This window comes from Actinomadura rubrisoli (genome assembly GCF_004349215.1).
Taxonomy (GTDB): domain Bacteria; phylum Actinomycetota; class Actinomycetes; order Streptosporangiales; family Streptosporangiaceae; genus Spirillospora; species Spirillospora rubrisoli.
Map to the genome: position 1 here is coordinate 1 of NZ_SMKU01000288.1, position 12,207 is coordinate 12,207.

Here is a 12,207-nt window from a genome sequence, read left to right on the forward strand (position 1 = left end):
GGGCGGGGGCTGGGGGACTGCTCATGGCCTCTGGCTCCTCGGGTCGGATCAGCGGGTCGGCTCGGGCAAAGCGAGCGGAGCGCTCCGCTCCGTCTGCTGAGAGTCTAGACAGGCGCGCCCCGGCGGGTCCAGCGGAGGCCGCATAGAATCTCCGCCATGGCCGAATCGCGCACAAGGCCGCCGGGCGGCCGGGGAGCCGAGGCCGACCGCAACGACCTGCGGGTGTTGATCGCGGCCGGCGAAGTGTTCACCACCCTGGGCTGGGACGCCCCTATCTCAGCGGTGGCCCGCAAGGCCGGGGTCGGGATGGGCAGCATCTACCGCCGCTATCCGAGCAAGGAGGCGCTGCTCCAGCAGATCTGCGTGAACGCCACCGAGCGCGCGGCGGACGAGGCCCGGTCGGCGCTGGAGGAGGAGGCCGACGCCTGGTCGGCGCTCCGGCACTTCATGCGGCGCATGGCCGAGGCCCGCATCTGCTCGCTGTTCGTGCTCACCGGCCGCGGCGCCGGCGACAGCGCGGTCCTGGAGAAGGCGTCCCGCCACCTGCACGAGGCCATCGCCGGCATCATCGAGCAGGCCCGCCGCGAGTCGGTCCTGCGGCCCGACGTGACCCCCGCCGACGTGTGCGTCCTGCTCAGCTACCTGCGCACGGTCCCGGTCGCCGGCCAGGACGCCCAGGCCGAGTTCCTGGACCGCTACCTGGAGATCATGCTGGCCGGGCTGCGCGCCCCCGCCGCCGGGACCGGGCCGCCCGCCCTGCCAGGAAGGCCGCCCGGCTGGAACGACCTGGACTTCGCCCCCGCCCGCCCGCTCTAGGGGCGCACGGCTCCCTCGAACCGTCCGGCACCGGCACCGGCGACAGGGAGGACCCCGCACGCCGCGGACGGCCTCCGGTCCCGGGGAAGGGCCCGCCGATCCGGTCGTCGGCCCAGAAGTCCTCAAGCTCCTGGACGCCGAGCTCGGCGACGGGAACCGGAGGCAGCTCCCTGCCCGTCCGGACGGCCCAGGTCGTGAACAGCGCTCGCGCCACCTCGCACCAGACGGCGTCGGGGTCGTCGAACCTCGGCAGTGAGGGCAGCATCGGCTGATGTTCCTCTCCGGGCGGATCGGCCGCCTTGTCAAGATCCTCGGTCATGAACGGCACGCGAGGGAGCCGATCCCCCAAACCTGGACGAACAGGAACGCCCCCAATGTCGATCTTGACATTCGGTGATGACCCAATGTCCTCAAGGGACGCGTCCGCTATTCGGGACAAGGGGTGCCTTCCTCCGGGTTGTGTGGATTTGTAACACAGGCGGCGCTGGTATGCCCTGCCGCCGGTATCGTTCGTCCGTGTCGGCCCCCGAGCGAGAAATGAGGACGCCAATGCCGGACGAGCGGAAGCGCATCGTCGATGCGTTCTCGCGGCACCTGGACGCGGCCTACCACCGAGCCGGGATTCGCAGTTACAGCGAGCTGGCGAAACGCTCGGAGAGGATCACGGCCGAGGCGGGCGCGGAGACCGGGCGGGTAACGCACGTGAGCCGATCGGCCGCATATACGATCCTCAGGGGAAAACGGGAGCGGCTTCCCTCGTGGGACCAGGTCGCGCAGCTCGTGCGCACGTTCCACGCGGAGGCGTCCGACCGGAACATCGACCCCGCCGTCGTGGGCACCATGGCGGAGTGGAAGGCCAGGTACGAGGCGGCCGCCACCGCGCTGCGCATGGAGGCGGCGCCGTCCGCCGCGCCGGTCCGGGTGCCGGCGCCCGCGGGCGCCGGTCCCGCGCCCTCCTCCGGCGGGCCCCAGACGTGGTGGCGCGACTACGCCGACGTCGTCCCCGCCTGGTTCGAGCGCCACCTGAACCACGAGCCGCTCTCCGACCGCATCACCTGCTACGAGACGTCCCGCGTGCCCGATCTGCTCCAGACGCGGCAGTACGCGGCCGAGGCGATACGGCTCCGGCACGGACGCGAGCCCGCGGACGTCATCGCCCGGCGCGTCGAGCTGAGGATGCTGCGCCGGCGGCATCTGGACCGGGCCGTCGGGCGGCCGCAGATGTGGGCGATCATCAACGAGGGCGCCCTGCGGGACCGCGCCGTGAGCAGGCCGGTGATGCGGGCCCAGCTCCGGCACCTCCTCGACCTCGGCCGCCACATCCACGTGCAGGTCGTCCCCGCCTCGCATCCGGCGCACGACGCGGCGGACGGCCCCATCACCATCCTGCGCTTCCGCTCGCTCCGCTTCCCCGACCACGTGTTCCTCGAACACGCCGACGGGGCCCTGTACCCCTGCGGCGAAGAGGACCGGGGGCATTACCTGCACGCGGTCCAGAAGCTCGCCCTCGCCGCCCTGCTCCCCCAGCCGTCAAGGGATCTGCTCCGCCGCATCGAGGCCGAGATCTGAGGCGCGCGGACCGCCTCGGCGGCCGGGGTTGCCCGGCTCCACCGGGAAACACAGTATGGGCTGAGCATCCGCGCCCAGAAACGCCGGTGGAGGCCACGTGAACGACGATAACGAGTTCTTCAGCAGAGCCGAAAAGGAGCACGCCGCCGGAATCGACACCTCCGTGCCGCATTCGGCCCGGATCTGGAACTACTGGCTCGGCGGTAAGGACAATTTCCCCGTCGACCGGGCCGCGGGAGACCACTACGTCCAGACCTTTCCCGGAATCGTCGACGTGGCGCGCCTGACCCGCCACTTCCTGAAGCGCTCCATCCGGTACCTGGTGGTCGAGGCCGGGATACGGCAGTTCCTGGACGTGGGGACGGGCCTGCCCACCGTCGACAACACCCACGAGGTCGCCCAGGGCCTCGTGCCCGAGGCCCGCGTGGTCTATGTCGACAACGACCCTCTCGTGCTGGTCCACGCCCACGTCCTGCTCACCAGCACGCCGGAGGGCGCCACCGACTACGTCGAGGCGGACATGCACGACCCGGCCGCGATCCTGGCGGGCGCCGCGCGCACCCTGGACCTCGCACAGCCCGTCGGCCTGACCTTCATGGGCGTCCTCGGCCATGTCCAGGACGACGACGCGGCCGTCGCCATCGTCGCCCGGCTCATGGACGGCCTCGCACCGGGCAGCCACCTGGTCGTCTGCGACGGGACCGAGGTCGTCTCGGTGGAGAACGCCGAAGCGCAGCGCGACTACGACGAGGGCGGATCCGTCCCGTACAAGATCCGGACGCTGGACCAGGTCCGCCGCTTCTTCACCGGCCTGGACCTTCTGGAGCCCGGGGTCGTCCCGTGCCTCGACTGGCGCCCTGAGGTCGGCCTTGTCGGCGCGCCGCCCCCCGCCCAGCCGCTGGCCGGAATCGCGGCGAAGTGGTGAAGAGGTGACGAGGCGAATCGACAACACCCCCTTGCACCTGCCATAGTTTGCTTGCAGGTGCAAGGGGGACGAATGAACCTCGCCGAGCCCACCGGGGACGACCTGGTGGCGGTGCTGGCGGCGCTGGCCAATCCGCAGCGGCTGCGCGTCATCGCGGCGCTCGCGGACCGGCGCGACTACGTGAGCAGCCTCGCCCGCGAGCTGGGGATCAGCCGCCCCCTGCTCCAGATCCACCTGCGCAAGCTCGAAGCGGCCGGGCTGGTGTCCGCCACCGTCGAGGTCTCGGAGGACGGAAAGGCCATGAAGTTCTACGAGGTGACGCCGTTCACCCTCACGCTGACGCCCGAGCTGGTCCGCACCGCGGCGAAGACGGTCACCGTCGCGGACCGGGCCAGGCCATGAGCGACGACACGGCGGGCGCCGTCTGGGGTCTCGGAGGGATGGCCCTGCTCATCATCGTGTTCGCGCTGGTCCTGTGGGCGGGCGTCGCGGTGTGGCGGGCCAAGGCCGCGCTGGGCCGCGAGCAGGAGTACCGGCGGCTGGCCGACCGGGCCACCGCCGCCCAGGAGGAGACCGCGCGGAGGCTGGACGAGCTCGACGCGCAGCTCGCGTCCGTCCGGCGGCGGCTGGAGACGATCGAGGTGATCCTCAAAGAGGTCGAGTGAGGCGGCGGGCCGCCGAGCGCCAACTCGGGCGGCCCGCCAGGAAGCGCACTCACGCCCGCGGGCGTGTCCTAGACGTACGCAGTCCACCCGAAAGGAGAGCAGCTCATGCTGCTCGAACGCAAGTCGGCCCGCGACCGCGCGGGCCGGGCGGCCGCCCCGTGACCGCGGTGCGGCTCGACTCGGTGTGCAAGACCTTCGGCAACGGCAAATCCCTCCGCAACGGCAGGTCCTCCGGCAACGGGGTGGCGGCGCTGGGCGGGGTCACCCTCGGCTTCGCGGCGGGCTCGTTCACCGCCGTGATGGGGCCGTCGGGATCGGGCAAGTCGACCCTCCTGCAGTGCGCCGCGGGCCTGACCCGTCCTACCGGCGGCACCGTGACGCTGGACGGGATCGAGCTGTCCGCCATGCCGGAGAAGGCGCTCACCAGGCTCCGCCGCGACCGGATCGGGTTCGTGTTCCAGTCGTTCAACCTGCTGCCGTCGCTGACGGCGGAGCAGAACGTGATGCTCCCCCTCAAGCTCGCGGGCCGCCGGACCGACCGGGCGCGCATCGCCGCCGTGCTCGCGGACGTCGGCCTCGCCGACCGGGCCCGGCACCGTCCCGGCGAGCTGTCCGGCGGGCAGCAGCAGCGCGTGGCGATCGCCCGCGCCCTGGTGACGCGGCCGGCGGTGCTGTTCGCCGACGAGCCGACCGGCGCGCTGGACACCGCGGCCTCCCGGGAGATGCTCGCCCTGCTGCGCGGCCTCGCCGACGACGGGCAGACGATCGTCATGGTCACCCATGACCCGGTCGCCGCCGCCCACGCCGATCTGGTGGTGTTCCTCGCCGACGGCAGGGTGGCGGGCGAGCTGCGCGACCCGTCCGCCGAGGCGGTCGCCGCCCGCATGACGGGCATGGCGGCATGCTGAGGGTCGCCTGGTGGACGCTGCGGGCCCGCTGGGCGGGCTTCGCCGGGTCCTTCGCCGCGCTGGCGCTCGGGGTCGGGCTCGTGGCGACGATGGGCCTGGTCCTGGCGGCGGCGTCGGGTACCCCGGAGCGCGGCCCGCAGCGGTACGCGGCGGCGCCCGCCGTGGTGCGCGGCGACTCCCGGCTGACCGTCCCGACCCCTCACGGCCCGGCGAGCCGGACGCTGGAGTCCGCCAGGCCGGTGCCGGACGCGCTGGCCGCCGAGGTGGCCCGCACCGGACGGACCGTCAAGGACCGCGTCTTCCTCGCCGCCCTGGCCGGGACGGGCGGCGACGGCGACCTGCCCCAGGTGGGACGGCCCTGGCCGGCCGCGGCCGCCGCGCCGTACACCCTCGTCGCGGGACGCGCGCCGGCCCGCGACGGCGAGATCGTCGTGGGCGGCGGGGCCCGTCCCGGCAGTCATGTCACCGTCCTCACCGCGGGACGCCCGCATGACTATCTGGTCACGGGTGTCGCGCGCCCGGCCGGGCCGCGGTTCGAGGCACCGGTCTTCTTCACGGGCGCCGAGGCCGCCCGGCTCTCGCCCGCCGTGGACGCGCTGATCGCCTACGGCCCGCCGGACGCGGTCCGCGAGGCCGTCTCCGGGCGGGCCGAGGTGCTGACCGGCGGTGCCAGGCGCCGCGCGGACCCCGAGCCCGGCCGGGACCGGAAGGTGCTCGCCAACATCCAGGTCACGCTGGGGATCGCGGCGGGCGTCGCCGGTTTCGTCGCCGTGTTCATCGTCGCGTCCACGTTCGCGTTCGGGGTGGCGCAGCGGCGCCGGGAGTTCGCGCTGCTGCGCATGGTCGGGTCCACGCCCCGCCAGGTCCGCCGGATGGTGTTCGCCGAGGCATGGCTGGTCGCGGTGGCGGGCGGCGCGGCGGGGTGCGCTATCGCGCCGCCGCTGGCGCCCCGGCTGGCGGACTGGATGATCGCCCGGGAGATGGCGCCGCCCTGGTTCACCGTCCCCCTCTCCCCCTGGCCGCTGGTCATCGCGTTCGCGGGCGGGCTGGTGGTGGCCATGTCCGGGGTGCAGGCCGCGTCGTGGCGCGCCGGCCGGGTGCGTCCCACCGAGGCGCTCGGCGAGGCGGCCGCCGACCGCAGGGCGATGACCCCGGCGCGGTGGCTGGCCGGTGCCGGGCTGCTCGGCGGCGGGCTCGTGACGCTCGTCTCCATCGCCGCCACCGACCCGGTGAGCGCGGCGAACCGCAAGTCGTTCACGCCCGTCGTGATGATGCTCGTGGGCGGCTTCGCCCTGCTCGCCCCGGTGATCGTCCGGCCGGTCGCGCGCCTGGTCTCCTGGCCGCTGGCCCGCGGCGGCGGCGCCGGGGGCATGCTGGTCAGGCAGAACGCGCTCACCGCCGTCCGGCGCACCGCCGCCACCGCGGCGCCCGTCCTGATCGCCGCCGGGTTCACCGCCGCGATGCTCGGCGCGTCCTCGACGATCTCGGCGACGCAGGGCGCCCGGCTCCGCGACCGGCTGACCGCCGACCTCATCGTCACCGCGCGGGACGCGCCGGCCCTCGGGCAGGACGTCGTACGGAGGCTGCGGGCCGTCCCGGGCGTGGAGGCCACCCCGCTGGCCTCCACGACGATGTACACGACGGGCGACGGGTCCGCGCTCCCCGAACTCGACGTCCAGACCGCCGACCTTGACGTCCTGCCCCGGGTGCTCGACCTGCCGGTGGCCTCCGGCTCCCTGACCGGCCTGGGCGACGGCGACATCGTCGTCACCGAGGACGCCGAGCACCGGGCCGGCGAGCGGATCCGCGCCTGGCGGGCGGACGGCACCCCGGTCTCGCTGCGGGTGGCCGCCGTCCTCAAGGACGGCTCGGTCGGCGCCGACGCCTACGCCGCCCCGGCGCAGGCCCCCCGCGCCCTGCCCGGCCAGGTCCTCGTCCGCTTCCGGCCGGGAACGGACGCCAACACCGTCGGCGCCGCCGTCCGCGCGGCGGTCCGGGGCACGGACGCCAGGATCGTCCCGGCGGCGGGCTGGGCGAGCGCGATCGAGGGCGAGCAGCAGCACAACGGGCGCCTGGGCATGCGGATCGTCCTCGGGCTGAGCGTCCTGTACTGCGCCATCGCCATCGCCAACACGCTGGTCATGTCCACCCTCGCGCGCCGCCGCGAGCTGGCGCTGATGCGGCTGTCGGGCGCGACGAAGGGGCAGGTGCTGCTGACCGTCGCCGCCGAGTGCGTCCTGTCGGTCGCGGTCGGCCTGGTCCTCGCGGCCGCCGCGGCGGCGGTCGGCCTTCTCGGCCTCCTGGCCGCGCTCCAGCGGCTGCCCGGCGGCGCGACTCCGTCCGTCCCCTTCGCCGCCATCGGCGAGGTCGCCGCGGCCTGCGCCGCGGTCGCCGTGCTGGCGGCGGTGCTCTCCGCCCGCTTCGCGCTGCGTCCGCCCCCCATCGACCTGGCGGCCGCCCGCGAATAGCGAACGCTCATCCGGCCAGGACCCGGTGCTGGACGGCGTCCAGGTCGGCGTCCGCCTCCGGGGGCGGCGCCGCGTCCGGGACCAGGTCCTCCAGGTGGTGCAGCGGGCGGTGGCGGAGGCCGAGCAGGCCCCAGGCCACGAGGAAGACCCCGCTGCCCAGCAGGACGGCCGCCGCGCCGCGTCCGGGCCCGGAGGTGTGCGGCTGGGCCCAGTCGGCGAGCGATCCGGCGCACAGGAAGCCCAGCGGCTGCATGGCGGTGGCGAGCATGATGTTGATGGCCATCACCCGGCCCTGGAGCTCCGGGCCGACCTTGACCTGGATGATCGACAGCCAGTGGGCGTTGCCGATGCTCATGCAGGCCAGGCGCAGGAACAGCCCCCCGGCCACCAGCCCGAGCACGGGCCAGGCCCCCATGAGGACGACGCCGACCCCGGAGCCCGCGACGAAGCCGATCATGCCGGTCGCGCGGCGGCGGGTGCCGCCCCAGACGAGCACCAGCACGGTTCCGGCGGCGGCGCCGAGGCCGCCGACGGCCGTGACCACGCCCAGGGACGCAGGAGAGCCGATGGCCAGGACGACCGGAGTGATCAGGACCCACATCATGGCGGTGCAGAAGTTGACCACGGCGAAATAGCCCGCCATCAGCAGCAGGGGCCTGCGGTGCCGCAGGAACCGCCATCCCCCCGCCAGCGCCGCGCCGAAGGTCTCCTCGCGCCGGTGGAACAGGCGGTCGGGGAACCGCACCAGGACCAGGGTGGCCACCCCGAGGACGAACGAGACGACGTCGAACGCCACCACCCAGGAGAGGCCGACCAGCCCGATCAGCGCGCCGCCGGCCAGCGGCGCGACCACGGTGCCGATGCCGAACCCGGCGTTGGCGAGCGCGTTCGCCTGCGGGAGGTAGGGCTTGGGCACGAGCTGGGCGATCGCGGCCAGGTACGCGGGCTCGCGGAACGCGGTCACCATCGAGGTCAGCCCCACGATCAGGCACACGTTCCACAGCGCCAGCCCGTCCGCCGCCAGGAGGACGACCAGCGCGGCCATCGCCGCGCCCGCGACCGCGTCGCAGGCGAGCATGACCCGCCGCCGGTCGATCCGGTCGGCGATGGCGCCGCCGAGCGGGCCGAGGACGACGGCCGGGATCTGCGCCAGCATCACCACCAGGGCCAGGTCGATGATCCGGCCGCTGCGCTGGTAGGCCCACACGCCGAGCGCGAACGAGCTGAGCGCGTTGCCGACCGCCGAGACGAACTGCCCGGCGGCGACCGTGTAGAACGGCCGCAGCCCGGTTCCCTCGTCCCGGGGCACCGGATCGGGCAGCCGTCCGGCCGTCCAGCGGCGGACGTGCCCGATCAGGACGGCGGCGAGCGGCTCGGCCTGGTGGCGCAGGAAGTAGTGCCCGGCGCGGGGCAGCACCGCCAGGTCGACGCGGGGCGCGAACACCGCCCACTCGGCGTACCGCTCCTGGTGGAGCTCGGTCGCCCGGTCCCGCTCCCCGACCAGGCAGAGGATCGGGGCACGGAGGGGCGGCCCGGGGTCGGCCAGCTCGCCGCCGAACCAGGCGCGGGCCTGCTCGGCATCGTGCCGCATGGCGCGCACGGCGGCGGTCTTGGCGGCCTCGTCCATGTCGTCCAGCAGGCCGCCGGTCGCGCGCAGCGCGTCCCGGAACATCCGGTCGGACACCCAGCGGTCGCCGCGGAAGAGCCGCCGGGCCAGGCCGGGCAGCCGCGCGGCCGGGAAGCTGCCCGCCGCGACGACGCCGAGCACCGGCACGCCGTCCGCCTCCAGCCGCCGCGCCAGGGCGACCGCGGGCGCCGAGCCCACGCAGTGCCCGTACACGACGACCGGGCCGGACGCGGCGGACGCCACCTCCGGGGCGAGCAGGTCCACCAGGTCGGCGACCGGCAGCGGGGCCTCGCCGGGCCTGGCCGGGTCGTGGCCGGGCAGCTCGACCGCCAGCACCTCCGCCCGGTCGCCCAGCGCCCGGGCCAGGGGGTGGTACACCGCCGCCGAGCCGCCGCCGTAGGGGACGCAGACCAGGGTGAACTCGCTCTGCCGCCCGCCGCCCAGCCGGTGCAGCAGGCCCGCGCAGCCGCTCTGGCCGCCACCGTCGCCGAGGAACGCGGCCAGCCCGGCGACCGTGGGGCGGGTGAACAGGTCGATCACGCGGACGCCGCCGCCGATGGCCTTCACCGCCCGCACCGCGGCGAACGAGTCGCCGCCCAGGGCGAAGAAGTCGTCGTCCGCGCCGACCCCCTCCACCTCCAGCACCGACGAGAACGCCTCCGCGACGAGCCGCTCGGCCGGTCCGTCCGCCGGGCGGGAGCGCGCGGTCTCGGCGCGCGGCTCGGGCAGGGCGGCGCGGTCGATCTTGCCGTTCGGGTTGAGCGGGAGCCGGTCCAGCGGGACGAGCTGGGCGGGCACCATGTAATCGGGCAGCCGTTCCCGCAGCGCCGACCGCACCTGCGAGACGTCCACGGTGGACGGGGTGAGCCAGGCGGTCAGCCGCCGGGACCGTCCCTCGCCCACGGGCAGCACCACCGCCTCGTCCACCCCCGGCACGGCCCGCAGCGCGGCGACGACCTCGCCCAGCTCCACCCGGTAGCCGCGGATCTTGACCTGGTCGTCGACCCGGCCGCGGAACTCCACCGTGCCTTCGGCGCTCACGCGCAGCAGGTCACCGCTGCGGTAGCAGCGCCCCCGCCCGGTGATCGGGTCGGGCACGAACCGCTCGGCGGTCAGCTCGCCCAGGCCGAGGTAGCCGCGGGTGACGCCCGGCCCGCCCACGATCAGCTCGCCGGGCACCCCCGGCGGCACCGGACGCAGCGCGGCGTCCACCAGGTGCCCGTACACGCCGGGCAGCGGACGGCCCAGCGGGACGATCCCCGTCCTGCGTTCGGGCGGGATCTCGGCGGTGTCGCACACCAGGCAGATCATCGTGGACTCGGTGTGCCCGTAGTGGCTCTGGATCCGCAGGCCCGGCCTGGCCGCGCGGGCCCGCTCGACCAGGTCCCAGGGGCACGCCTCCCCGGCCAGGACCAGCAGCGTGCGCGGCAGGACCGAGGGCAGGTCGCCGCCGGAGGCCAGGAGCTCCAGGTGGCTCGGCACGCACTTGACCACGTCCACGGCGTGGGCGCGCAGGTAGCCGGCGAACGCGGCGGGGTCCATCGCGGTCTCGCGGGCGACCAGGTGCACCGTGCCGCCGGTGGTCAGGGCGCCGAAGACGCAGGTGAGCCCGAAGTCGGCGGCGGGCGTCGACACCACGGCGTAGGAGCCGCCGGGCACGCCGAGGGTCGGCAGCACACCGGCCAGGTAGCCGGTCACGCTGCGGTGCTCCACCGCGACGGCCTTCGGCGTGCCGGTGGAGCCCGAGGTGAAGATGACGTGGTGCAGGTGGTCGGGGCGCACCGGGACGTCCGGCCGTCCGGCGGGCGGCAGCGCGCCCGGGTCCAGCGCCAGCAGCCCCTCGGGCAGCCGGTCGGCGAACTCCGGAGCCGCCACCACGACCCGCACCCCGGCGGCGGCGAGCATGGTGCGGATGCGCGCCCGCGGATAGGCCGGGTCGAGCGGCAGGTAGCCGGCCCCGGCCTTCTCGATCCCGAACAGCGCGCAGGCCAGGTCCGCGCCGGGCTCCAGGAGCACGCCGACCGGCTCGTCCGGGACGGCCCCCGCGGCGAGCAGGCCGCCCGCGATCCGGTTGGCGCTGTCCTCCAGCTCGGCGTAGGTGAGGCTCCGGTCGGCGCCCACCACGGCCGGGGCGTCCGGGGTCTCGTCCACCCAGCGCTCGATCAGCCGGTGCACGGGCAGGCCGGACGGCGCCGCCGGCGGGCCCGTGAGGATCGGCCCGGTCACCGGTTCGAGCGGCACCGCGCCGACCGGTGCGTCCAGATCGTCCAGCATCCCTTCCAGCAGCGACAGGTACCAGCGGACGAACCGGGCCGCCGTGGCGGGCTCGAACAGGTCGGTTCTGAACGTCAGCCCGCCTTGCAGCGGCGTCCCGGGACCGGCGTCCACCACGTGCCAGTTGAGGTCGAACTTGGTGCTGTCCTCGGCAAGCCGCAGCTCCTCCACGTCCAGGCCGCTCAATCGCGGCCGCGGCGGGGCGGGGTAGCAGTTCAGCAGCACCTGGAACAGCGGGGTCGCGGCCAGGTTCCGCTCCGGGCCCAGCCGCTCCACCACCTGCTCGAACGGGGTGTGGGCGCGGGTGAGCGCGCCGATGGCGGCCTGCCGCGTCCGCTCCAGCACCTGCCGTCCGGTCGGGTCGCCCGACAGGTCGGCCCGCACCACGACGGTGTTGAGGAAGCACCCCACCACCGCCTCGGTACCGGGGTGGTCCCGGCCGGTCACCGGCACGCCCACGGCGATGTCGGCACTTCGGGAAAGCCGGGCCAGCAGCGCCTGCAAACCGGCCATCAGCACGATGAACGGCGTGGCGCGGTGCGCGGCGGCCACGCCCCGGATCCGCTCGCTGAGCGCGGCGGGCACGTCCAGCCCGACCGCGCCGCCGGTCGCGGCGGCGATGGGCGGGCGTGGCCGGTCGGTCGGCAGGTCCAGCACCGGCGGCAGCCCGGCCAGGGTCTGCTCCCACCAGTCCAGCCCGCCGGCGTCCTCGACCGGGGCGACCTGCGAGTACTGGAGGGGCGGCGGATCCAGCGGGGCGCGCAGGCCGAGCCGCGCCGCGTACAGCTCGGACAGCTCGCGCTGGAGCAGCCCCCGGGTCCAGACGTCGGTGGCGATGTGGTGGAAGGTGAGCGCCAGCACATGCCGGTCGCCGCCCTCGGCGAACAGCGCCGCCCGCATCGGCGGCTCGGCGTCCAGCGCGAACGGACACGCCAGCTCCTCCTCCGGCGAGCCG

8 protein-coding genes are annotated in these 12,207 nt (G+C 75.0%); 7 read left to right on the plus strand and 1 reads right to left on the minus strand.

Translation table 11 applies throughout. The features are described 5' to 3' along the window. Positions 1–156: 156 nt before the first annotated feature. The 7 genes from E1298_RS35745 (at position 157) to E1298_RS35775 (ending at position 7,351) form a co-directional block, all read left to right on the plus strand. Entirely contained in the window at positions 157–816 is a 660-nt protein-coding gene (locus tag E1298_RS35745) for a TetR/AcrR family transcriptional regulator (RefSeq protein ID WP_131901293.1), read from the plus strand. A gap of 549 nt (positions 817–1,365) precedes the next feature. Next, positions 1,366–2,385, plus strand: a complete 1,020-nt coding sequence (locus E1298_RS35750; protein ID WP_131901295.1) for a DUF5753 domain-containing protein — start codon at positions 1,366–1,368, stop codon at positions 2,383–2,385. A gap of 97 nt (positions 2,386–2,482) precedes the next feature. Beyond that, positions 2,483–3,310 (plus strand): SAM-dependent methyltransferase, encoded by an 828-nt coding sequence (locus E1298_RS35755; protein ID WP_131901297.1) that lies wholly within the window; start codon positions 2,483–2,485, stop codon positions 3,308–3,310. 72 nt (positions 3,311–3,382) lie between these two features. After that, positions 3,383–3,712, plus strand: coding sequence for an ArsR/SmtB family transcription factor (locus E1298_RS35760; protein ID WP_131901299.1), 330 nt, complete (start codon positions 3,383–3,385; stop codon positions 3,710–3,712). Continuing rightward, on the plus strand, positions 3,709–3,975 hold the full coding sequence (locus E1298_RS35765) for a hypothetical protein (RefSeq protein WP_131901301.1): 267 nt from the start codon (positions 3,709–3,711) through the stop codon (positions 3,973–3,975). The genes E1298_RS35760 and E1298_RS35765 overlap by 4 nt, the downstream gene beginning before the upstream one ends. A gap of 158 nt (positions 3,976–4,133) precedes the next feature. Continuing rightward, the gene (locus tag E1298_RS35770; RefSeq protein WP_207945039.1) at positions 4,134–4,883 is read left to right on the plus strand and encodes an ABC transporter ATP-binding protein; all 750 of its coding nucleotides are present in this window, start codon (positions 4,134–4,136) and stop codon (positions 4,881–4,883) included. Continuing rightward, complete coding sequence (locus E1298_RS35775; protein WP_131901303.1) at positions 4,877–7,351, plus strand: ABC transporter permease; 2,475 nt, start codon at positions 4,877–4,879, stop codon at positions 7,349–7,351. The genes E1298_RS35770 and E1298_RS35775 overlap by 7 nt, the downstream gene beginning before the upstream one ends. Positions 7,352–7,358: 7 nt before the next feature. Here the strand turns inward: E1298_RS35775 and E1298_RS35780 are convergent. Continuing rightward, positions 7,359–12,207, minus strand: a 4,849-nt coding sequence (locus E1298_RS35780; protein ID WP_131901305.1) for a non-ribosomal peptide synthetase/MFS transporter, incomplete at its 5' end; no start/stop codon positions are given.

Coding starts and splice junctions, on each gene's coding strand:
- E1298_RS35745 (WP_131901293.1), top strand. CDS start 157: ATGGCCGAATCGCGCACAAGGCCGCCGGGCGGCCGGGGAGCCGAGGCC.
- E1298_RS35775 (WP_131901303.1), top strand. CDS start 4,877: ATGCTGAGGGTCGCCTGGTGGACGCTGCGGGCCCGCTGGGCGGGCTTC.
- E1298_RS35765 (WP_131901301.1), top strand. CDS start 3,709: ATGAGCGACGACACGGCGGGCGCCGTCTGGGGTCTCGGAGGGATGGCC.
- E1298_RS35750 (WP_131901295.1), top strand. CDS start 1,366: ATGCCGGACGAGCGGAAGCGCATCGTCGATGCGTTCTCGCGGCACCTG.
- E1298_RS35760 (WP_131901299.1), top strand. CDS start 3,383: ATGAACCTCGCCGAGCCCACCGGGGACGACCTGGTGGCGGTGCTGGCG.